Origin of the sequence: Amycolatopsis saalfeldensis (assembly GCF_900110575.1) — a bacterium.
Taxonomy (GTDB): Bacteria; Actinomycetota; Actinomycetes; order Mycobacteriales; family Pseudonocardiaceae; genus Amycolatopsis; species Amycolatopsis saalfeldensis.
Genome location: NZ_FOEF01000013.1, coordinates 232882 through 254074 on the forward strand (window position 1 = coordinate 232882; position 21193 = coordinate 254074).

Sequence of the window (21193 nt, forward strand, 5' to 3'; positions counted from 1 at the left end):
GAGCTGGGTCCCCACCTCGTAGTCGCTCGGCACGCGGTTTGCGTGACAGGTGGCCCCGGACACGTTCGGCGGCGGCCGGGAGTTTCTGCGCCGACGCCGCCGCGCGGCCCGGCATACTGCCGCTCCCGCCCCCGTCGAGAGGACCCCTCGCGCGCCATGGCCCGGAAGCTCCCCACCCAGCGGATCCTGTTGCTCGTCGTGGTTCTCGCCGTCGCGATCGCGGGATTCTGGTACGCCGGAAGGGGCGTCGACGCGGAGCCCTCCTCGCCGCCGCCGGCCAGTGCGGGCGACGCGACGAAACAGCTGGCGGAGCTGAAGATCGCCGACCGCGGCTCGATGACCGGCTACTCCCGTGAGAAATTCCCGCACTGGGACAACCAGGGGCACAACTGCAACACCCGCGAGCTGGTCCTCAACCGCGACGGCAAGGACATCAAGGCCGGCGCCGACTGCAACCCGACGTCCGGCACCTGGTTCAGCGTCTACGACGGCGCGACCTGGACCAAGCCCGGCGACGTCGACATCGACCACATGGTCCCGCTCGGCCAGGCCTGGGCGAGCGGTGCGCGCGACTGGCCGCAGGACAAGCGCGAGCAGTTCGCGAACGACCTGACTCGCCCGCAGCTGTTCGCCGTCACGGACAACCTGAACCAGCAGAAGAGCGACAAGGCGCCGGACGAGTGGAAGCCGCCGCTGGTCTCGTTCTGGTGCACCTACGCGACGGACTGGATCACGGTCAAGCACTACTACGCCCTCACCGTGACCACGGCGGAGAAAACCGCGCTGACGGACATGCTGCGGCGCTGCCCCGCCTAAGCTGGCCCGATGGCGACATTCGTGCTGATCCACGGAGGCGGCGGCAGCGGCTGGGACTGGCATCTGGTCGGTGCCGAGCTGCGGCGGCGGGGGCACGACGTCGTCGCGCCCGATCTGCCGATCGAGGACCCCGCGGCGAAGCTGGCCGACTTCCGTGACGCCGTGGTGTCCGAGGTCGGAGAGCGCGCGGATGTCGTGGTGGTCGCGCATTCCTACGGCGGGTTCACCGCGCCGCTGGTGGCCGACCGGCTGGACGCGCGGCTGCTCGTTTTCGTCGCCGGCATGGTGCCCGCGCCGGGGGAGACGCCCGGGCAGTGGTGGGAGAACTCCGGCTACACCTCGCCGAGTGAGAAGCTGAGCGTCGTCGAGCAGTTCCTCGGCGACGTGCCGGCCGAGCTGGCGGAGGAGAACATCGCCCGCGGACGGGATCAGCGCAGCGCCGAGTGGGACGACCCGTGGCCGCTCGCCGCGCTGCCCGACCTCCCCACGCGGGCGCTGCTCTGCCGCGAAGACCGGCTCTTCCCACCGGACCTGCAGCGGCACGTCGCGAAGGCGCGCCTGGGGATCACGCCGGACGAGATCAGCGGCTCCCACATGGTCCTGCTGAGCCGTCCGGTGGAGCTGGCCGAACGGCTCGAAGGGTACTTCGCCGCCCTGCGGTAATGCCGAGCCTCCAAATGGTCTAGACCGATTGACGGGCCGCGCCCGGGCTGCCTACCGTCGAGTCCCCGCCGCGTGTTTCCTCCACCCCGGTCCACCTGGAGGTTTTCACCATGCCCGTCAGATCCCTTTTCCGAGTCTTCGGTGCCGTCGCGCTCACGCTCGGCGCGCTGGTCACCGTGCCCGTCGCCACCGCGCAGGCCGCCGATCTTCCCGCGTGCCAGCACTTCTACACCGGCCCGATCCCCGAACGGCCCATCACCGGCGGCCACGGGCCCGGCCCGCTCGTCGACCCGGTGGACGTGAGCGGACGGCTGCCCGCGCCCACCGGCGTGAGCGGCGGGCTGGGCGCGGACGGCAAGGTCACGTTCACCTTCGCCCGCGTGCCCGGCGCGGTCGCCTACCGCGCGTTCCGCAACGGCCAGGCCCTGCAGTGGATCAGCGACTGGGGCCAGGCGAGTTTCCTGGTCACCGACGCCAGCCCCTGCCAGAACGCGAACTACCAGCTCTACGCGATGACCGCGGAGGACAACACCCCCGGCTCGCTCGGCCAGATCTCCACGGCCTACCGCCTGGACGGCTCGAACCAGCTCACGCCGTACGCCATGGCCAAGGGCACCACGCTGAACTACAAGGTGACCTCGTACAACGACGTCGCCCAGACCGCGCTCGGCTACAACGCCGGCCCCGGCTTCTGTGCCGTGGACGCACGCAACATCCCTTGGGGGACAAGGTTTTTCGTCCCCGGTTACGGGCACTGTTACGCCGCTGACATCGGCAGCTGGATCAAGGACGACATCGTCGACGTGTGGCTGCCCGGCTCGCAGGCCAACGACTGGGGCGTGCAGGGCCTGACCCTGACCGTCGAGTGATCACCACCGGTCGACGTGCAGGACCTCCGAGAGGGGACGGCGCGCGGCCGGCTTGAAAGTGTCGCCGGTGTAGTACGCCGTGGGGATCAGCGCGGCCTGGTGGACGTCGTCCGGCAGGCCGAGGATCTCCGCGGCCTCCCGCTCGTGGTTCAGGTGCAGCGTGGTCCACGCCGTGCCGAGCCCGAGCGAGCGCGCGGCCAGCATGTAGCTCCACACCGCGGGCAGCAGCGAAGCCCACATCCCGGCCTGGTTCCCGTCCGGCAGCGTCGCCGACCCGGTTTTCAGGCACGGGATCAGCAGCACCGGCACGTCGCCCATGTGGTCGGCGAGGTATTCGATGCTGCCGCCGGTGCGCTGCTGCACGGGGGCGCGCGTCGGGTCGTCGGCGAACAGCTTGCCCGCGAAGCCCGAGGACGCCATGTACGCGTACGTCGCGCGCCGGTACAGCTCGCCGATGGCCGCGCGCTGATCGACGTCGGTGACCACGATCCACTGCCATTCCTGGCGGTTCGAGCCGCTGGGCGCCTGCAGCGCGATGGTCAGCGCCTGTTCGATCAGCTCCATCGGCACCGGCCGCTCGAGGTCGAGCCGCTTGCGGACGGTGCGGGTGGTGGTCAGCAGTTCTTCGGGGTTCACCGGCTCACCACTTGTCGTGGACGAGGGGGCGGATGAGTTCTTCGTAGGTCGCGCGCACGCCGGCGGCGGCCTCCTCCGGCAGCGGCGGCAGCCCGGCCGCGACGGTGTTGCCGCGCGCCTGCTCCGGGTTGCGCGCACCCGGGATGACCACGCTGACGCCCAGCTGGTCGAGGATCCAGCGCAGCGCGAACTGCGCGACCGTCTGCCCCTCCGGCACCAGCCCGCGCAGCCGTTCCACGGCCTCCAGCCCGACGTCGAACGGGACGCCCGAGAACGTCTCGCCGACGTCGAACGCCTCGCCGTGACGGTTGAAGGTTCGGTGGTCGTCGCTGCCGAAGGTGGTGCTCGCGGAGTAGCGGCCGGACAGCAGCCCCGAGGCGAGCGGCACCCGCGCGATGATCCCCGCGCCGGTCTCCACGGCGGCGGGCAGCACCCGCTCCAACGGCTTGAGCCGCAGGCAGTTCAGGATGATCTGGACCGACGCCACGTTCGGCCGGGCGAGCGCGGCCAGCGCCTCGTCGCAGGTCTCGACGCTGACGCCGTACGCCTTGATCCGGCCCTCGTCGACCAGCTCGTCCAGCGCGTCGTAAACCGCGTCCGAGGAGTACACCGGCGTCGGCGGGCAGTGCAGCTGGACCAGGTCGAGGGTGTCCATCCCGAGGTTCCGGCGGGACCGGTCGTTCCACTCGCGGAAGTTCTTCGCGACGTAGTTCTCCGGCACCTGCTCGAGCCGGCGGCCCATCTTGGTGGCGACGAAGACGCTGTCGCAGCGTTCCGCCCGGAACCGGCCGACCAGCGTCTCGCTGCGGCCGTCTCCGTAGACGTCGGCGGTGTCGAAGAACGTCACGCCCTCGTCGGCGGCCGCGTGCAGCACCGCCATCGCGTCGGCTTCGTCCACGGCGCCCCAGTCGGCGCCCAGCTGCCAGCAGCCCAGCCCCACGGCGGAAACCTCACGCCCGAGCCGGCTGATCTTGCGCGTCTCCATGGCGGCGATCCTAGGCCGCCCGGTCGCCCGCGAGCGTTCCGGCGCCGCCACTCACAAACTCGGGATGGCGAACGTCGCCCACACGTACTTGCCGCTGTCGCAGGCCTCGTAGCCCCAGAGCTGCGACAGCGCGTGTACCAGCTGCAGGCCACGGCTGCGGGCCGCCGCCGGCGACGGCTCCTTCAGCTGCGGCAACTCGGTGCCCGCGTCGAACACGGAGACCACCAGCTGGCCGTCGGTGAAGCGCAGCTCGAGCCGCTCCGGCCGCTCGCCGTGCTCGAACGCGTTGGTCACCAGCTCGGAGGTCGCCAGCAGCACGTCGTCCCGCGAGTTCTCGTCCACCCCGAGGTCAGTGAGCGCTTCGCGGACCACGCTGCGGGCGATGGCGGGCGCGGTGATGTCGTCCGGGAGCGCCAGGCGCACGGTGATGGGTGCCGCCGTGGCCCGCGTCCGCATCCTCGACGTCGTCATGGGCGTCCACACCTCCCGACCTGTCCGTCAGTTTCTCGCACCGGCTAACTACCCAGCCGGGTGGCCGTCGAATCAAGTGCCTTCGGTGATGTCAGTCTCGACCAATCCCGTCCGCAGTTTCTTAAGTGTCGCCGCCAGCAAACGCGAGACCTGCATCTGCGAAACCCCCACCCGGCGGGCGATGTCCGACTGGCTCATCCCCGAGCCGAAGCGCAGCGCGACGATCTTGCGCTCCCGCTCCGGCAGGCTCTCCAGCATGGGCCGCAGGGCCTCCCGCAGCTCCGCCTGCCCGAGGTTCGAGTCCGGCGCGCCGAAGCGCGTGTGGGCCGAGTTCTCCAGCAGGTTGTCCAGCGAGGCGCCGTAACGGCCCTGTCCCGCGCGCAGGCCCTCGTAGACGTCCTCCATCGGCACGCCGAGGTGGTGCGCGATCTCGCTCGGGCGCGGCGCGCGCGAGAGCCGCACGGTCAGCTCCTCGCGGGCGGCCGAGATGTTCGCGTTCAGCTCCTTGAGCCGCCGCGGCACCCGCACCGACCAGCTGTTGTCGCGGAAGTGGTGGCGCAGCTCGCCGGAGATCGTCGGCACGGCGAAGGCCAGGAAGTCGGTGCCCTGCGTGGGGTCGTACCGGTCGACGGCGTGGATCAGCCCGACGGTCGCGATCTGCACGAGGTCGTCCATCGCCTCGTCGCGGTTGCGGAACTTCCGGGCCAGGTTGCGCGCCAGCTCCAGGTGCTCGCGCACGAGCTGGTCCCGGATCTCCTCACGGCGCGGCGAGCCGTCCGGCAGCCCGGCCAGCTCGTCGAACAGCGACGCCACATCGGTGGACCCGTCGCCTTCGGCGGGGTTCGTCACGAGCGGGCCGCCTCGCTCTCCCGCACGAGCTGGATCCGGGAAAGGTAACCGCCGTCGACCGGCGTCACGGTGCGCCGGGCCGAGGTGGCCAGCGCGGAGAGCAGCTGCCAGGACAGACCGGTCGCGTCCGCGTGGTCCGCCGCGTCGGACAGCACCGAGACGGTGACCTCGATGCGCCCCTCGATCCACGAGAACACACAGGTCAGCTTCCCGTCGGCGGCCGACGGGAGCAGCATCGAGCACGCTTCGTCCACGGCCATCCGCAGATCCTCGACCGCGTCCAGGTCGAAGTCCTGCCGCATCGCGATGTCGGCCACGATGGTGCGCAGGGTGGGCACCACGTGCGGAATCGCCGCCGTCCGGACCTCGATGAGCTGGGCGTCTTCCCGATCGAGCGGGGCGTTCTCCTCCACGTGCTGTCCTCTCTCCGGCGCACAACGGCCGTGTCCTCCTGCTGCCCGGCCACGAGATGCCCGGGGTGTGAGCAAACCAAACCCGGGTTTGATTCGCGCGACCGGCGGGCATGTAAGCGGTCGGAGAAGCTGATCCCGGTGAAAGTGGGGACGAGATGGCTGACGTGAGCCGGCTGCCCAACGTGGTGTCCGAAGAGTGGGAGTGGCAGCTGCAAGGGTCCTGCCGCGGCGCGGACAGCAGCCTCTTCTTCCACACCGACAACGAGCGCGGGTCCGCCCGCGAGCGGCGCGAGTCGCGGGCTAAGGCGATCTGCCAGACCTGTCCCGTGCTGGCGCAGTGCCGCCGGCACGCGATGACCGTCCAGGAGCCGTACGGCATCTGGGGCGGCCTCGGTGAAATCGAGCGCCGCGAGCTGTTCCTGCGGCAGCGTCGCGCGAAGCGCAAGACGGTCTCCACGCACTAGACCACCCCCGAAACGCCTACGCCCCGCGTGCCGGTCCGGCACGCGGGCAGACGTGTGTCCGGGCCGTTCGGCGTCGACGCCCGCCCTGTGCGTACCGGTCCCCGGGACAGGTGGCGGCCGTCGCGGGCACGCCCGCAGGCTGGGTTAGGGTTGAGTCTCCAGATGCCTGGAACCGTGACACGGTTGCCGCTTGAGACAACAGGCGCGTACCGGCGCAGCAGCAGCGCCTGACTAGGAGAAACTGCATGCCCGCAGCCGACCAGAACGCCACCCCGCCCGGGTTCGGCATCACGCTGGACACCAGGGCCGACGAGCCGAGGGTGGTGGTCATCGGAGAGCTCGACCTGCTCACCAGCCCGCAGCTGCAAGAGGCCTTGGCCGGGTTGATCGCGGACAAGAGCTCGCAGCGCGTGGTGGCCGATCTGACCGGGGTCACCTTCTTCGACTCCTCGGCGCTGAACGTGGTCCTGCACGCCCAGCGGCAGGCCCGTGAGCAGGACGTCGAGCTCGCGGTGGTGCCCAGTTCCGCCGTGAGCCGAGTCATCGAACTCACGGGCGTGGCCGAACACCTGAGCGTGTCGGAGGAGCCGCCCGCCTGATCCCCGCTACGGTCGCCGCGGACCTGAATTCCGTCGTCGACCTGGGGGATGAGCACGATGATGGGGCGCACACACGCCCTGACCGGCTGGTGTGCGGGCCTGGCCCTCGCACCAGCCGTCGGAGCGGCCTCGGTGCACCAAGCGGTGGTCTTCGGGGCCACCACGGCCGGGTTCGCCCTGCTGCCGGACCTCGACCACCCCGGCGCCAGCGCGTCACGCATCTTCGGCTGGCTGACCGGCGCGATCTCCTGGCTCCTGCGCCGCGTCTCCGCTTCGGTGTACGCGCTGACCAAGGGCCCTCGCGACGAGAAGGTGACCGGCAAGCACCGCCATCTTTCACACACCGTGCTGTTCGCCGCGGGCCTCGGCGCCGCGACGGCGGCGGGCACGGCGGCCGGCGGTCCGTGGGCCGTGTTCGGGGTGGTGGTCTTCGGGCTCCTGCTGGCCGAGGGCGCACTGGGCGACTGGCTGCTGCCGCTGAGCGGCGCGGCCGTGGCGTGGTGGTACTTCACCGCGCCGCCGGACCACGCCGCCCAGCTCCAGCAGATCTCCGGCTGGCTGGGCTTCGCCGTCGCCGCCGGGTGTTTCGTGCACTGCCTCGGCGATTCCCTCACCGAGTCGGGCTGCCCGTTCCTCTTCCCGCTCCCGATCGCCGGCGAGACCTGGTACGAGATCCGGCCCCCGAAGCCGATGCGGATCCGCACCGGCAAGAAGGTCGAAACCCGGCTCGTCTTCCCGGTGTTCGTGGTGGTGGGCGTCCTGCTGGTGCCCGGCGTGTGGCAATGGACGGCCACCACGGCCGAACGGCTGTTCAGCCCTCCGGCGTCGCAGTCCGCGACGCCGTGAACCGGGCGATCCGCTCGGCCGCCGCGGCGGTGTCGGAGTAGTCGCGGGAGTACACGATCTTGCCGTCGCGGACGGTCAGCACCATGGCGTAGGTCGAGGTGAACGGTTCGCCGTCGAACTCGCCGTGCAGGTCGAACTCGGTCACCAGCACCTCGGGGTCGGCGGTTTCGTGCACCACGACGTTGTCGGCCTTGGTCATCCGCCGCACCTGCCCGGCCGCGCGGAAGCGCTCGCGCAGTTCCTCGCGGCCGCTGGTCAGCCGCGGCACGCCCGCGGGCGTGAACGGCAGCTCGATCACCACGTCCTCGGCGTAGAGGTCGGCGAGGTCGTCCCAGCGGTTCTCCACGGAGGCGTCGAGGAATCGCTGGAAGACGGTCTTCGCGCCGATCATGGTCTTCGCGGCGTCGGTGTTGGGGAAGTCGCGGTAGACGGTGACTTCCCCGTCCTGGACGGTCAGCAGCCCGACCGACGACGGGAAGCGGTAGTCCTCGCCGGTGTGCGGGTTCCGGCCTTCGGCCACGAGTTCGACGACGAAGCCGTCGGCGCTGTCCCGCGTGGTGACCTGTACTTTCGCCAGGCCGAGGGCGCGGGCACGGTCGCCGCCGGCGGCCAGCGCGGCGAGGATCGCGTCACGGCCTTCGACGCGGTGGCCCAGGAAGGGGAGTTCGTAAACGGCGTCGGCGGCGAAGACGTCGGCCATCGGCGTGACGTCGAGGGCGGACATGCCTTGGGCGACAAGCTGCGAGATTTCGGACACGGTCCGGGTCATCAGGGCTTCTCCAGGGAAGAATGAGGTTTAATCGGAACGGTGCACCCGCTTCCGACGATACGGAGTGAGCGTTCCGTTTGTCAATGAGATCGAGGAGGACGCCCGTGAGCAAGCCAGTGCTGCGCGCCGACGCGCGCCGGAACCGGGCCCGGGTGCTGGCCGCCGCCGAGGAGGCCTTCGCGGCCGACGGGCTGGCCGTCCCGCTCGACGACATCGCCCGCCTCGCCGGGGTCGGCGCGGGCACCGTCTACCGGCATTTCCCCAGCAAGGAAGCACTGTTCCAGGCCGTGGTGCTGGAGCGGCTGGAGCAGTTCGCCGCCGAAGCGCGCGAGCTGGCGGACGCCGAAAACCCGGGCGAAGCGTTCTTCGACTACTTCACGCGCGTGATCAAGCAGGCCTCGCTCAACCGCGCGATCTGCGAAGCGCTCGGCGAGACCAGCGGCTCGGCGTACAAGGCCGACGCGGGTTCCGAGTTCCGCACGAACCTGGCCGCGCTGCTGGAGCGCGCCCAGTCCGTCGGCGCCGTCCGCAAGGACATCGACGGCGAGGACCTGCGGGCGCTGATCGTGGGCGCGCTGGCCGTCGAGCGCTACTCGCCGGACAGCCGGCACCTGGTGCGGGTGCTGGTGGACGGGCTGCGCTGCGTCTAGACCGGCAGGTCCCGGTGCTTGCGCAGCGGCGAGGCCAGCAGGATCGCCGAAGCGGCCAGCGCCCCGGCGCCCGCCACGAGCAGCGTGGTCCGCATGCCCGCGGCCTCGGCGACCAGCCCGCCGATCAGGCTGCCGACCGGCGCGACGCCGAAGATCAGCGTCTGCGAGACCGAGCCGACCCGGCCGAGCAGTCGCCGCGGCGTGACGGCCTGCCGGAAGCTCACGCAGAACACGTTCATCGTGATGATCCCGAAGCCGGAGCCGAATCCCGCGGCGAAGTACCAGAGCAGCCCCCAGCCCGGCTCGGTCAGGCCGAAGAGCGGGAGTGAACCGCCGTAGAGCACCGTGGACGCGAGCAGGACCCGCGCGCCGCCGAAGCGCTCGCCAAGCCGGCGCGCGGTGAAGCCCGCGAGGATCGCGCCGGTGAGCGTGGTGCTGCTGAGCAGTCCGATCGCGCCCGGCGAGAGGCCGACCTCGCGGCTGAGGAACACCACCGAGATCGCCATCTGCATGGACTGGAACAGGCTGGAGACAGCGCCGTGGACGGTGATCGCGAGCAGGATCCGGTTGCCCGCAACGGCTTTCAGGCCCTCGGCGATCTCGCGGCGCAGGTGCCGTTCGGCCGGCTCCTGGCGCACGTCGGGGGTCCGGATCCGGCGCAGCCACAGTGCCGACCACAGGTAGGACAAGGCGTCCACGGCCATCGCGCCCGCGCTGCCGGCGAACTGGACCACCACGCCGCCGATGCCCGGGCCCGTGACGGCGGCGACCGACATGTTCGTCTGCAGGCGCGCGTTGGCATCCGGGAGAAGGGCGGGCTCGACCAGGTGGGGCACGTACGTCTGGTGCGCGACGTTGAAGAACACGCCCAGCACCCCGGCCAGCAGGACCACGGTGAACAGCTGCCCGAGCGTCAGCACCCCGAACAGCGCGGCGACCGGGATCGAGCCGAACAGCACGGCCCGGCCGAGGTCGGCGGCGATCAGCACCGGCCGGTGCCGCATCCGGTCGCACCACGCGCCGACCTGGAGCCCCAGCAACAGGAACGGCAGCGTCGCGAACGTGCGCAGCAGCGACACCTCCAGCACGGACGCGGACAACGTCGTCGCCGCGAGCAGCGGGACCGCGAGGAAATCGATCCGGCTGCCGACCTGGCTCAGCGCGTCGGCGAGCCAGAGCCGTCGGAAGTCGGGAACCCGCAACACACCGCCCTTGGCGGCCACCCCATGTTCGGCCACCTCCGCACCTTGGCAGAGCTGCTACCTGTCTCGCAACAAACTTGCGCAGGTTGAACTCAACTTGCACGGTCCGTAACGGCGCATAAGATCAACGCGACTAGTCCTCGTACCTGCACTTCGCACGGCGAGGGAGGTGCCGCGTGTCGAAAACGGTCCCGACCTGGGGTGCGGTCGTCGTGACCGGGCTGGCCGGGTTCGCGATGGGCCTGCTGGTCTCCGCGCTGCTCGTGGCCGGCAACACCCCGCGCCCAGCCGATTCCTCGAACACCACTCCGTCGGTGACGTCCACTTCGCCGCCCGCGGTACCCGTCACGGTCACCGTCACCAGTCCCGCGCCGCCGCCCGTCACGGTCACCACCCAGCTCCCGCCGAATCCGCCCAGCACCACAACGGCCACGGTCTCGGTCACCCAGCCGCCGCCGGCCCCGATCTCCGGCCCGCCCACCTCACTCGGCCCGTCTTCGGCGTTCATGCCGGGCTACATCTCTTCGCGTTCGTGACCCGAGCCGTTTTGTCCCCGTGGCTCAGCCGACGTCGCGGCGGCGCCAGCCGGCCAGGCCCGCGGCGAGCGCGGCGGCGGCGACCACCAGCAGCCAGACCAACGGCGTCGCGGTGAACTCCTGGCCCGGCAGCTTCGGCGGGTGCTGGAACGGCGAGACGTCCAGCACCGCCTGCGGCGCGTTCACTACCGGCCCGAACAGGCTGATCAGCAGCGCCAGCGCACCCACTGCCCAGGACGCGCCGGTGAACTTCGGCAGCAGCCCGAAGATCAGCGTGGCGAGCCCGATCACCACCCACGCGGCGGGCACCTGCACGAGGACCGCCAGCAACAGGTGGCCGACCGAGCCGCCGACGTCGCCGGCGCGCAAGCCGTTCGCCAGGCCGAGCAGGACGCCGCCGACCAGCACCAGCAATGCGGTGCCGAGGAAGGCGAACACCAGATGGCTCGCGGCCCAGCGCAGCCGGCCGACCCGCGTCGCGAGCAGCGGCTCCAGCCGGACGGCCGTCTCCTCGGTGCGCATCCGCAGCGTCGCCTGGATGCCGTAGAGCGAAGCCAGCATGGCGAACAGGCCGACCATGGTGCTGAGGAAGGCGTCGACGATCGCGCTGGTGCCGCCGAGGCGCGCGAAGATCTCCTTCGTCTGCTCGGTCCCGCCGACCAGCCCGCTGATGCCGCTGGCGATCGAGCCGAAGACCGCGCCGCCGACGGCGAGCCCGATCACCCAGCCGAGCAGCGGGCCGCGCTGCAGCCGCCAGGCCAGCGCGAACGGCGAACGCAGCGACGGCGCGGCTTCGGCCGGGCCGGGGCGCGGCGGGATCAGGCCGACGCCGAAGTCGCGGCGCGGCAACAGCGCGTAGCCCACCGCGCCGATCACCAGCGTCGCCGCGACCGGCAGCACGAGCACCCACCAGCGTTCGCCCGCGAACGGCCGCAGCTGCTGCGGCCAGCCGAGCGGCGAGAGCCAGGAAAGCCAGTGCGCGTCCGAGGTCGAGTCGCCCGCGCCGCGCAGCAGGAAGGCGACGCCGACCACGGCCGTCCCGATGCCGTTGGCGGTGCGCGAGTATTCGGCCAACTGCACGGCGACGGCGGCGACGGCCGTGAAGACCAACCCCGCCAACGCGATGCCGGCGCCGAAGGCCAGCGCGCCCGCGGCCGGCAGCTTCGCGCCGATCATCGTGACCACCTGGATCACGCCGATCAGCAGACTCGCCCCGGCCGAGACGGCGACCGCCGAGGTCAGCGCCGCGTACCGACCGACCACAGTGGACGCGAGCAGCTCGGCGCGGCCGGAGTCCTCCTCCGCGCGGGTGTGCCGCGTGACCGTGAAGACCGCCATCAGCCCGATCAGCAGCGCGAGGAGCCCGCCCATCCGCCAGGCGATGAACCCGCCCGCGGTGCCGAGGTCGAACGCCGGGCCGTAGACCAGCGCGAACGAGGGGTTCGCGACGGCGCCGGCGGCGAGCGCGGCCCGGCTCGCGGCCGTCGGGTAGAACTGGGCGTACGTGCCCACGGTGCTCGCCGGCACGATGCTGAGCAGGACGATCCAGATCGGCAGGATCACGCGGTCGCGCCGCAGCGCGAGGCGGGTGAGGTGCCAGGTGCCCACCAGCGAGTGGCCGCGCGCGGCGGCCGGCTGGTTCAGGTTGGCCAGGGTGGCGGTCACTTTCCCGCCTCAACGGTCGTTTCGGCGTAGTGGCGCAGGAAAAGCTCTTCGAGCGTCGGAGGCTGGCTCACCAGGCTCCGCACGCCGACGCTGGTCAGCTGGCGCAGCGCGTCGTCCAGCGAGCGCGTCTCGACGTCGAAGCGGACGCGGTTGCCGTCGACCTTGAGGTCGTGCACGTCGGCCAGCTTCGCCAGCCCGTTCGGCGGCCCGGCCAGCTCCGCGACGATGGACGTGCGGGTGAGGTGGCGCAGCTCGGCGAGCGTGCCGGACTCGACCGTGCGGCCGTTGCGGATGATGCTCACCTTGTCGCACAAGGCTTCCACCTCGGCGAGGATGTGGCTGGAGAGCAGCACGGTGCGCCCCTGCGCGCGATCTTCCTGGATCGCCTCCTGGAAGGTGGCCTCCATCAACGGGTCGAGGCCTGAGGTCGGCTCGTCGAGCAGCAGAAGGTCCACATTGGACGCCAGTGCGGCGACGATGGCGACCTTCTGCCGGTTGCCCTTCGAGTAGGTGCGGCCCTTCTTGCGCGGGTCGAGGTCGAACCGGTCGATGAGGTCCTTGCGGCGGCGCTGGTCGAGCCCGCCGCGCAGGCGGCCGAGCAGGTCGATCACCTCGCCGCCGGAGAGGTTGGGCCAGAGGCTGACGTCGCCGGGCACGTAGGCCAGCCGGCGGTGCAGGCTCGCGGCGTCCTGCCACGGGTCGCCGTCGAGCAGCCGGACCTCGCCGGCGTCGGCGTGCAGCAGCCCGAGCAGAACGCGGACGGTGGTGGACTTCCCGGCGCCGTTCGGGCCGAGGAAACCGTGTACTTCCCCCACGGGAACCTGGAGATCGAGGCCGTCGAGGGCCTGTGTCCGGCCGAACGACTTGCGCAGGCCGGCGATGGAGATGGCGTTTCCCATGCGTCGGAAGCTACACTGATTTCATGAAGTTGTGAAGTTAAGAAAATGTCTGGATAGACTGATCTTGCTGTGGCGATAAGAGAGGATGGCCGGATGACGACGCCTGAGACGAACCGTGACGAGGACGCCGTCCGGCGGTACGTCGAGAGCCTGGGCCTGGTCCTGTCCCAGATCGGCATGCAGCGCATGGCCGCCCGGGTCTTCGCGGCCCTGATGACCACCGATGAGGGCCAGCTGACCGCCTCCGACCTGGCCGCCCAGCTCTCGGTGAGCCCGGCGGCGATCTCCGGCGCGGTCCGCTACCTGGAACAGGTCGGCCTGGTGACGAAGGTCCGAGAACCAGGCGAGCGCCGCGACCACTACCGCCTGTACGACGACCTCTGGTACGCCACGTTCCTCAAGCGCGACCGCTTCCTCCTGATGTGGCGCGACGCCGCGGAGGAGGGCATCGGCGCCCTCGGCGCGGACACCCCCGCGGGCAAACGCCTGGCCGAGATGCAGGACTTCCTGTCGTTCGCGCTGAAGGAGATCACCGGCCTGTACGACCGCTGGCATGCGGAGCGTCAGAAGGGGAAGTAGGTCCCTGGGCGCGGCGCCTTCGCCCGGGCTTGGTTGACGTCCGCCCGATGCTGCCGAGGTTCGGCGACGTTGCCGGGGTTCGGTGATCGTCGCCCGGTGCCGCCGAGGCCCGGTGACGTTCACCGGGCGCTGCCCGGGCAGAGTGGCGTTCATTCGATGTTGTTGTGGCTCGGCAATCGCCGCTGCGCGCTGCGACCGCGCCGCGACCTCCCACAGGCAGGGCACGGGCTTCGCCGACACCCGCTTGGCCTCCCGCAAGGTCGCGACCTTCGCCCGACGCCGCGTGGGCCTAGTGTGGTTGGCGCCGGACCTGCCTGAGGTCATGCCGTGCTCCGCCGAAGCCGCCGAAGCCGCCGAAGCCGCCGAAGCCGCCGAAGCCGCCGGAGCCGCCGGAGCCGCGAGGACTGCCGGAGTCGCCAGCTCGCTCGAGTTGCCGGGTCTGCCGGAGTCGCGGGGCCGCCGAAGCCTGCCGTGCCTGCCGAGTCTGCCGGAGGCGCCAGGCCCACCAGCTCGCTCGAGTCGTCGGGTCTGGCGCAGTCGCGGAAGCTGCCGAGGCCGCCAGCTTCCCCGGGTCGCCGGAGCCGCCGGGCCGCCAGCTTCCCCGAGTCGTCGGGTCTGCCGGAGCCGCGGAAGCTGCGGAAGCTGCGGAAGCCGCCAGCTTGCCCGAGTCGCCGGAGCCGCCGGGCCCGTCAGGTCTCTGCCAGGCGCACCCGGATCAGCACCGGGCCAGGCCGCCTCCGCCCAGCGTGGTCACCCATCCCCGCGTCCACCAACCCCGCGCTCTCCCTCACCCCCAGTCTCTCTCACCCCCAACCGGCGGCAGCGCGAAAACCGCCCCCGCGAGCCCGGTTATCCACAATCGACCACCCCTGTGGACAACTCCGGCTGAGTGGCCGGAACCGTCCGGACCCGCGGCTAGGGTCGATCACATGGCACTCCTTCCGTTTCTCCTGGCCGCGCCGCTGCTGGTGGTGCAGGCGGTGCGGGTCCGGCGCAGCACGCCCCGGCTGCCCGGGGCCGCCGGTCCCGTCGAGGGCGTTGTCGGGACCGGTGCCGTTCTCCGGCTCGCCGTGGTTGGTGAGTCCACGGTGGACGGGGTCGGCGCGGCGACCCACGAAGAGGCGCTCACCGGGCAGCTCGCGCGGCAGCTGGCCGGGCGGCTGGGCCGTCGGGTCCAGTGGCAGGCGCTCGGGCGCACGGGCGCGAACGCGCGACTAGTCCGCCGTGACCTCGTCCCCCGGCTGAAACCCGCCGACCTCCTCGTGGTCGTCCTCGGCGTGAACGACACCATCGAGCTGCATTCCGCCACCCGGTTCCGGCGGGATCTCCTGGAAGTCGTCGTCGAGGCGCGGCGGCGGGTCGGGCCGGTGCCCGTTCTCGTGGCCGGGGTGCCGCCGATGGCTCGGTTTCCCTCGCTGCCGCGGCCGTTGCGGGATTTGCTCGCCGCGCGTTCGGCAGCGCTGGACCGCGCGGCGGCCGAATTGGCGAGGCTGCCGGGCATCGGCTACGTCGCGATGGACCCGGCCCTGCTGCACGAAGGGACCTTCGCCGCCGACCGGTTCCACCCCGGGCCGGTGGGCTACCGGGACTGGGCCGAGGCGCTGGTGAAGGTCGCGGAGGGTTTACCGACGGTCACAGATCGTCGGCATCTGCAGTAATGCGCCACCCATCTGACCAGCGATTTCGAAAAGTTCCCGGAAAAAGGTTCCTCTCCGTGTATCTGGGTGCACCCTGAATGCGTCTTATGGAGCAGCCGAGGGACAAGGGGAAAGCACGATGCCTACCGAAACGAACGAAGAGATCAAGCCGATCACCACCGTTCCGCCGGTTACCACTGGCGCGGCGCCGCACCTGGCCGAGGGGACCGGCGTCGAGCCGGACGGCAACCACGAGCCCATGGACGAGCCCGCGAAGGTCAAGTAGCTCGGGGGAAGAAAGACGGGCGGTGTCCGGGAGCCGAGGGGGCTGCCGGACGCCGTCTGCCGGGTGGACTCGGGGGAGGAACCACCCGGCCGGGCCTGCGGGGGGCAGGCCCGAAGTAGTGGGAGGGGACGTCGGCCGGCGCGGGCACACCGCGCCGGCCGGTGGAAAACAGTCGAATCTATCGATACGGGTAAGCGACCAGATGTATCTCAGCGCAACCTGCACGCTCCTTCCCCCTGAAGGGCCTGCGACACCACCGAGGACGTCAAGAGACTTCCGCCGCGAGACAGATACGGTGACCGACGTGCAAACCACCGAGGTAGACCCGCCATGGGAAGGCCTGACCGGCGCCGAGCTGCACGCTGCCTGCATGGAGGCGGCTCGAGCCGGTGACCGGCAGGCGATGGCGAAACTCGTCGACGAGCTGACGCCGCTCGTCTGGCACGTCGCGCGCGCGAACGGCCTCGACCGCCAGGTCGCCGAAGACGTCGTGCAGACCGTGTGGCTCGCGCTGTTCAGCCAGCTGGACAAGCTGCGGGACCCGCGCGCGCTGGCCGCGTGGCTGATCACCACCACCCGCCGCGAGGCGACCCACCCGTTCGGCCGGCGGATCCAGCCTGTGCCGCTGAGCGACGAGGTCGCCGAGAACCTGCCGAGCACCCAACCCGCACCCGAGGAGGAAGCGATCCGCGCCGACCGCGACCGTCGTGTCTGGCGCGCCTTCCTCCGGTTGCCCACCCGCTGTCAGGAGTTGCTCCGGCTGACCGTGCTGGCCGGCCGCGCCGAGTACCGCGCGGTCGCCGAAGCCATGCGCATGCCACGTGGCAGCGTCGGACCCACCAGGGGTCGTTGCCTCGATTCGATGCGCGACCTCCTCGCAGGTGAAGGGGGCGACCGATGAACGACATCGGTACGCCGGGAGGAGGCAGAGCGATGCCGGACGATGAAACCCTGCTCGCGGACATCGATCGTTTCCTCGACGAGCTGGACCCGCCACCGGAAGACCTGGTGCAGCGGGTCCAATTCGCGCTGGAACTCGAGAACCTGGACGTCGAGGTCGCGCGCTGGGAGCGGCTCGACGAACTCGCCGGCGTTCGCAGCACGGCCACGGGCACGATCACCTTCACCGTCAGCGACCTGACGGTGATGATCAACCTGACCAAGATCGGCAAGACGCACCGGATCGACGGCTGGCTGGTGCCCGCCGGCGAGTACGAGGTGGAGGTGCGCGTGGCCGAGCAGGGCACGTTCGCCACCGTCGCCGACGAGGGCGGCCGGTTCGTGCTGGAGGGCGTGCCGCAGGGCACGACCCAGATCCTGGTTCACCTCGGCGCGGGCCCACGCCGCCGGACGGTGGTGACTCCGACGGTTGTGCTCTAGCACGGTTGTGCTCCGGAAACCGGAGAACCCGGACGGGCGTTACGGTGCGCGACGGGGGTGTGCTCCCATAGAGCGCGTGCCCGCGCCGCTACCCGTTCTCGACCGTGTGACCGCTGCGGCGAGCGATCTTTACGCGCGGGGCCGTGCGGCCGCTTCCGATCAGCGTCCGGCCGAAGCGGTGCGGCTGCTCCGCCAGGCGCTGTCGCAGATCGCGCGGATCGCCGAGCCGGGACCCGAGCTGCTGGAACTGCACACCCGGGTGCTCATCAGCCTGGCCGCGGCCGAGGCCGAGGTGACCTCGACCGATGCCGGGCTGGCGCACCTGGACGCCGCCGAAACGGCCCGGCAGCGGCTGCCCGAGGGACGGCTCCGGGGCGAGCTGCGGCTGATCGTCATCATCCAGCAGGGCGTCATCCTCATGCGGGCCGGGAGATTCCGGGAGTCGCTCGCGGCTTACGACACCGTGCTGCCCGGCGTCGAGGCCGGATTCCAGGACGGGTTCATCCTGGTCTCGGTGCTCAACAACCGGGCGCTGGTGCACATGGCGATGAACAACCCGGACGCCGCACAGGCCGACCTGAACCACGCGCTCGCGCTGGCCGTCGAGCGCGGTCACCCCCGGCTCGAGGGCAAGACCCGGCAGAACCTGGGGGACCACGCGCAGCTCGTCGGCGACGTCCCTCAGGCACTGTCCAGCTACGAGCAGGCGGCCCGCATCCTGACCACGGAGTCGCCCGGCTCGCTGCCGCTGATCCGGCTCGATCAGGCCCGCGCGCTGCTCACCGCCGGCCTCGGTGAGGAGGCGGCGCGTCACCTCGACGAGGCGCTGCCTGCGTTGCGGGACAACGGATCCGGCCAGCACATCGCCGAGGCCGAGGTCGCCCGGGCGGCCGCCGCGCTGCTCGAAGGCGACTTCGCGCTGGCCCGCAAGTTCGCCTCCGACGCGCGCCGGCGCTTCCTGCGCCGCGGCAACCGGACGTGGGCCGAGATCGCGGGCCTCGCCCGGCTGCGCGCCGACGTCCACAAGATCCTCTCCGGTGACGGCGCGAAGTCGTCGCCGCGGCTGCCCAGGGAACTGGTGTCGCTGGCGGAGCGGCTGGCCGGCCTCGGCCTGCGCGACGAGGCCGCCGTGGCGCGCCTGCTGGCCGTCCGCCTGCTGCTGCGGCGCGACGAGGTCGACGAGGCGGTCGCCGTGCTCGCCCGCGTGCCGAAGCCGCGCGCGACCACGCCGATCGACCACCGAATGCTGCTCCGGCTGTGCCGCGCCGAGCTCGCCGTGGCCACGGACCGGCCGCGCTCGGCGCTGGCGCAGGCGCGCGCCGGCCTGCGTGAGCTGGGCATGATCCGCGACCGGATGGGCGGGCTCGACCTGGTCTGCGGCACCGCCGTGCACGGCGAGGAGCTGGGCCGCCTCGCGATGCGGCTGGTGCTGCGGCGAGCCCGTCGCAACGCGGCCGGCGCCCGTCGCATGTTCGCCTGGCTGGAGCGAACCCGTGCGCAGGTGTACCGGTACGAGCCGCTCCCGGTGATCGAGGACCCGGCGCTGGCCCGGAACATCAACGAGATGCGCCACATCCAGCGCATGATCCAGCGCGCCCGGCTCGAGGGCGAGCCCGTCAAGGCACTGGAACAGCGCTACGCCCAGCTCCAGCAGGAGGCGAGCCGGCTCGGCTGGTACACGAGCCAGTGGGGCCGCCCGCGCCCGGTCGCGACGCCCGACGAGGTCGTGGAGCAGCTCGGCGAACGCGTGCTCGTCAGCCTCGTGCCCTACAACGGCCAGCTCTACTCGGTGGTCGTCGACCGCGGCACGTTCCGGCTGCTCAAGCTCGGCCCGCTGGCCGACATCGTCGAGACGGCGACCCAGCTGCACGCGGACCTCGACGCCCTCGCGCCCGACCTGCTGCCGCCGCCGTTGGCGGAGGCGGTGGGCGCGTCGGCGCGCGTCCGCGCGGACAAGCTCGACCGGCTGATCTCGGCGTCACTGGTCAAGACGCTGGACGACCGCGAGCTCGTGATCGTCCCCATTGGACAGTTGTACGCGCTGCCGTGGGGCGCGTTGCCTTCGTTGCGGGGACGCGCCGTGTCAATCGCGCCCTCGGCGACTGCCTGGATCACGGCGAAGCGCCGGACCACGGCGGGCCCGGTGCTGCTGGCCGGCGGGCCTGGCGTGCCGGGCTCCGTCGGCGAGGTGAGCAAGCTGCGCTCGGTCTACCCGGACGCGCGGCTGGTCGACGGCGCCGACGCCACCAGCCAGACCGTGCTCGCCGCTCTCGACGGCACCCGCCTGGCCCACCTCGTCGCGCACGGCGCGCACGAGCCCGCGAACGCCCTGTTCTCCCGGCTGGAACTCGTCGACGGTCCGCTGTTCGCCCACGAGACGGCCCGGCTGTCCCGCCCGCCCGAGAGCGTGGTGCTCGCCGCCTGCGAGCTGGCGATGAGCCACATTCGCCCTGGTGAGGAGGCCCTCGGCTTCGCGGGCACGCTCCTGGCGGGCGGCTCGCGCACGGTGATCGGCGCCGTCGCGCGGGTCGGCGACCGCGCGGCTGCCGACACGATGGCCGACCTGCACCGCCGCCTCGCCGACGGCACGCCCCCGGCGCTCGCGCTGGCCGAAGCCATCGCCATCGACCCCCTGCGACGGCCGTTCGTCTGCCTCGGCGCGGGTTGACCGGCCCCTCAGCCGAGGAAGTCGGCGAGGGGAACCGGGGTCAGGCCGTCCTTCCTGGCGCGCGCGAGGAAAGCCTCGTAGTCCTCTTTGAACGTCTTGCGGAAGTGCATCAGGACGATGTCGCCGGGGCGGAGCTTGTCGCCGACCTGGAACTGGACCTGGCCGTCGTTCACGGCGGCGGACCAGAGGACCGCGACGCGCATGCCGCACAGGGCCGCGGCCTTCAGGGTGTTCTCGTCGTAGTTGCCGAACGGCGGGCGGAAGAGCGTGGGGCGGACGCCGAGCCCGGTCTTGAAGTCGTCCGCGTCTTCGCAGATCTCCTTCTGCTGGAAGGCGAGCGGCTTGCCCTTGAGGTTCGGGTGGTTGACGGTGTGGTCGCCGAGCACCGCGCCGGTGGAGTCCAAAATGGACTTGAAGTACGCCTCGTGCCCCTTGACGTAACGCTGGTTCAGGAACAGCACCGGGTGCCCGCCGGAGTGCTGGATCTCCTCGAGCGCGGACGGGTCCTTCACCGCGCCGTCGTCCATCGTGATGAAGACGTACGGCTTGTCCGTGGTGATGCGGCGGACCACGCCGACCTTGCCGTCCACTGTGGCCGGCGCCTTCGCCTGCACGGTGCCGAACGGGTAGGGCCCGCCGGGTGCCGGCGTGGGGGCCGCGCCCGCCGCGGGGTTCGGCTGGCTCGGCGGCGCGGCCGGTGACGAACAGCCGGACAGTGCCAAAAGGCCCACCGCCGCCACAATCAGACAACGCCGCATCATGCCGGATTCCCTCCCATAGAACACTTTAAGGAGACGTCCGGCGCGGATCGGGGTTGTCCGGTGTGGTTCAGCGCACCCTCGTCAACGCCCGTTCTCGGCCGCTTTGACCAGTTGTGTCGCGAGCCTCCCGATCAAGCCGCTCAGGGTGGCGCGCGCGATCGGGCCGGTGCCGGGCAGCGACTCGGTGAACGAGCCCGTCCAGCGCAGGTCGGTGCCGCCCGCGGCGTTCGGGGTCAGGAGCAGCTCCGCGCGGTAGTCCTTGAACGGCGCCGGTCCGGTCAAGGTGTAGACGTGCCGCCGGTCGGCCTCGTACTCAAGGGTCTCCTCACGCACCAGCACGGGCCACAGGCCGAGTTCGCGGATCGCGCCGACGCCGCCCGCGTCGTCGGCGCCGCGGCTGACCCAGCGGGACTGGACGATCAGCGGACGGGCCCAGGTCGACCAGAGTGAGCCATCGCTCTCCAGCCGGAACAGCGCGGCCGGCGCGGCCTTGCTCACCCGATTGACCTCGAACGAATAGCGGCGACCCGGCATCGACGACCTCCAGCGA

25 protein-coding genes are annotated in these 21193 nt (G+C 71.4%); 14 read left to right on the forward strand and 11 right to left on the reverse strand.

What is annotated here, in order from left to right:
* Nucleotides 1-156: 156 nt before the first annotated feature.
* The 3 genes from BMY97_RS27645 to BMY97_RS27655 all read left to right on the forward strand — a co-directional run bounded on the left by BMY97_RS27645 (nt 157) and on the right by BMY97_RS27655 (nt 2348).
* Nucleotides 157-816, forward strand: a complete 660-nt coding sequence (locus BMY97_RS27645) for an HNH endonuclease family protein (RefSeq protein WP_091621802.1) — start codon at nt 157-159, stop codon at nt 814-816.
* A 9-nt stretch (nt 817-825) separates the two neighbouring features.
* Nucleotides 826-1479: an alpha/beta fold hydrolase gene (locus tag BMY97_RS27650; RefSeq protein WP_091621804.1), complete on the forward strand. Its 654-nt coding sequence runs from the start codon at nt 826-828 to the stop codon at nt 1477-1479.
* Between the two features lie 110 nt (nt 1480-1589).
* The gene (locus BMY97_RS27655) at nt 1590-2348 is read left to right on the forward strand and encodes a 3D domain-containing protein (RefSeq protein WP_091621807.1); all 759 of its coding nucleotides are present in this window, start codon (nt 1590-1592) and stop codon (nt 2346-2348) included.
* On the opposite strand, the gene BMY97_RS27660 is transcribed toward BMY97_RS27655, so the two are convergent.
* The 5 genes from BMY97_RS27660 to BMY97_RS27680 form a co-directional block, all read right to left on the reverse strand.
* A complete protein-coding gene (locus tag BMY97_RS27660) occupies nt 2349-2984 on the reverse strand; it encodes a nitroreductase family protein (protein ID WP_091621810.1) in 636 nt (211 codons plus the stop codon). It abuts the gene before it with no gap.
* Between the two features lie 4 nt (nt 2985-2988).
* On the reverse strand, nt 2989-3969 hold the full coding sequence (locus tag BMY97_RS27665) for an aldo/keto reductase (RefSeq protein ID WP_091621813.1): 981 nt from the start codon (nt 3967-3969) through the stop codon (nt 2989-2991).
* A 51-nt stretch (nt 3970-4020) separates the two neighbouring features.
* Nucleotides 4021-4440, reverse strand: coding sequence for an ATP-binding protein (locus tag BMY97_RS27670; RefSeq protein WP_091621815.1), 420 nt, complete (start codon nt 4438-4440; stop codon nt 4021-4023).
* A 72-nt stretch (nt 4441-4512) separates the two neighbouring features.
* A complete protein-coding gene (locus BMY97_RS27675; RefSeq protein ID WP_091621818.1) occupies nt 4513-5289 on the reverse strand; it encodes a SigB/SigF/SigG family RNA polymerase sigma factor in 777 nt (258 codons plus the stop codon).
* A complete protein-coding gene (locus BMY97_RS27680; RefSeq protein ID WP_091621820.1) occupies nt 5286-5702 on the reverse strand; it encodes an ATP-binding protein in 417 nt (138 codons plus the stop codon). Before BMY97_RS27680 ends, BMY97_RS27675 begins: the two co-directional genes overlap by 4 nt.
* Nucleotides 5703-5857: 155 nt before the next feature.
* Here BMY97_RS27680 and BMY97_RS27685 point away from each other — a divergent pair, with 155 nt between their 5' ends.
* The 3 genes from BMY97_RS27685 to BMY97_RS27695 all read left to right on the forward strand — a co-directional run bounded on the left by BMY97_RS27685 (nt 5858) and on the right by BMY97_RS27695 (nt 7611).
* On the forward strand, nt 5858-6166 hold the full coding sequence (locus tag BMY97_RS27685; RefSeq protein WP_091621823.1) for a WhiB family transcriptional regulator: 309 nt from the start codon (nt 5858-5860) through the stop codon (nt 6164-6166).
* Between the two features lie 245 nt (nt 6167-6411).
* Nucleotides 6412-6765 carry an STAS domain-containing protein gene (locus BMY97_RS27690; protein ID WP_091621826.1) on the forward strand — a complete coding sequence of 118 codons (354 nt, stop codon included), beginning with the start codon at nt 6412-6414 and terminating at the stop codon, nt 6763-6765.
* A 60-nt stretch (nt 6766-6825) separates the two neighbouring features.
* Complete coding sequence (locus BMY97_RS27695; RefSeq protein WP_091621965.1) at nt 6826-7611, forward strand: metal-dependent hydrolase; 786 nt, start codon at nt 6826-6828, stop codon at nt 7609-7611.
* Here BMY97_RS27695 and BMY97_RS27700 read toward each other — a convergent pair.
* The gene (locus tag BMY97_RS27700; RefSeq protein WP_091621829.1) at nt 7577-8380 is read right to left on the reverse strand and encodes a nuclear transport factor 2 family protein; all 804 of its coding nucleotides are present in this window, start codon (nt 8378-8380) and stop codon (nt 7577-7579) included. The genes BMY97_RS27695 and BMY97_RS27700 overlap by 35 nt on opposite strands.
* Before the next feature lie 104 nt (nt 8381-8484).
* On the opposite strand from BMY97_RS27700, the gene BMY97_RS27705 reads away from it, so the two are divergent.
* On the forward strand, nt 8485-9030 hold the full coding sequence (locus BMY97_RS27705) for a TetR/AcrR family transcriptional regulator (RefSeq protein ID WP_091621831.1): 546 nt from the start codon (nt 8485-8487) through the stop codon (nt 9028-9030).
* Here BMY97_RS27705 and BMY97_RS27710 read toward each other — a convergent pair.
* On the reverse strand, nt 9027-10268 hold the full coding sequence (locus tag BMY97_RS27710; protein WP_245787522.1) for an MFS transporter: 1242 nt from the start codon (nt 10266-10268) through the stop codon (nt 9027-9029). The two genes, BMY97_RS27705 and BMY97_RS27710, sit on opposite strands and share 4 nt — an antisense overlap.
* 140 nt (nt 10269-10408) lie before the next feature.
* Here BMY97_RS27710 and BMY97_RS27715 point away from each other — a divergent pair, with 140 nt between their 5' ends.
* Nucleotides 10409-10768 (forward strand): hypothetical protein, encoded by a 360-nt coding sequence (locus BMY97_RS27715; protein WP_091621834.1) that lies wholly within the window; start codon nt 10409-10411, stop codon nt 10766-10768.
* A 24-nt stretch (nt 10769-10792) separates the two neighbouring features.
* Here BMY97_RS27715 and BMY97_RS27720 read toward each other — a convergent pair whose 3' ends face one another.
* A complete protein-coding gene (locus BMY97_RS27720) occupies nt 10793-12433 on the reverse strand; it encodes an ABC transporter permease (protein WP_143086310.1) in 1641 nt (546 codons plus the stop codon).
* Nucleotides 12430-13332: an ABC transporter ATP-binding protein gene (locus BMY97_RS27725; protein ID WP_091621837.1), complete on the reverse strand. Its 903-nt coding sequence runs from the start codon at nt 13330-13332 to the stop codon at nt 12430-12432. The genes BMY97_RS27720 and BMY97_RS27725 overlap by 4 nt, the downstream gene beginning before the upstream one ends.
* 93 nt (nt 13333-13425) lie before the next feature.
* On the opposite strand from BMY97_RS27725, the gene BMY97_RS27730 reads away from it, so the two are divergent.
* The 6 genes from BMY97_RS27730 to BMY97_RS27750 all read left to right on the forward strand — a co-directional run bounded on the left by BMY97_RS27730 (nt 13426) and on the right by BMY97_RS27750 (nt 19882).
* Complete coding sequence (locus BMY97_RS27730) at nt 13426-13911, forward strand: GbsR/MarR family transcriptional regulator (RefSeq protein ID WP_091621839.1); 486 nt, start codon at nt 13426-13428, stop codon at nt 13909-13911.
* Between the two features lie 929 nt (nt 13912-14840).
* A complete protein-coding gene (locus BMY97_RS27735) occupies nt 14841-15569 on the forward strand; it encodes an SGNH/GDSL hydrolase family protein (protein ID WP_091621842.1) in 729 nt (242 codons plus the stop codon).
* A 118-nt stretch (nt 15570-15687) separates the two neighbouring features.
* Nucleotides 15688-15834, forward strand: coding sequence for a hypothetical protein (locus BMY97_RS47255; protein ID WP_177231581.1), 147 nt, complete (start codon nt 15688-15690; stop codon nt 15832-15834).
* A 295-nt stretch (nt 15835-16129) separates the two neighbouring features.
* On the forward strand, nt 16130-16735 hold the full coding sequence (locus BMY97_RS27740) for an RNA polymerase sigma factor (protein WP_091621845.1): 606 nt from the start codon (nt 16130-16132) through the stop codon (nt 16733-16735).
* Complete coding sequence (locus BMY97_RS27745) at nt 16732-17214, forward strand: hypothetical protein (protein ID WP_091621848.1); 483 nt, start codon at nt 16732-16734, stop codon at nt 17212-17214. Before BMY97_RS27740 ends, BMY97_RS27745 begins: the two co-directional genes overlap by 4 nt.
* A gap of 106 nt (nt 17215-17320) precedes the next feature.
* Nucleotides 17321-19882 (forward strand): CHAT domain-containing protein, encoded by a 2562-nt coding sequence (locus BMY97_RS27750; RefSeq protein WP_091621850.1) that lies wholly within the window; start codon nt 17321-17323, stop codon nt 19880-19882.
* Between the two features lie 8 nt (nt 19883-19890).
* Here the strand turns inward: BMY97_RS27750 and BMY97_RS27755 are convergent, their stop codons facing one another.
* A complete protein-coding gene (locus BMY97_RS27755; RefSeq protein WP_425425339.1) occupies nt 19891-20622 on the reverse strand; it encodes a polysaccharide deacetylase family protein in 732 nt (243 codons plus the stop codon).
* Between the two features lie 102 nt (nt 20623-20724).
* Nucleotides 20725-21177: an SRPBCC family protein gene (locus tag BMY97_RS27760; protein WP_091621855.1), complete on the reverse strand. Its 453-nt coding sequence runs from the start codon at nt 21175-21177 to the stop codon at nt 20725-20727.
* Between the last annotated feature and the right edge of the window lie 16 nt (nt 21178-21193).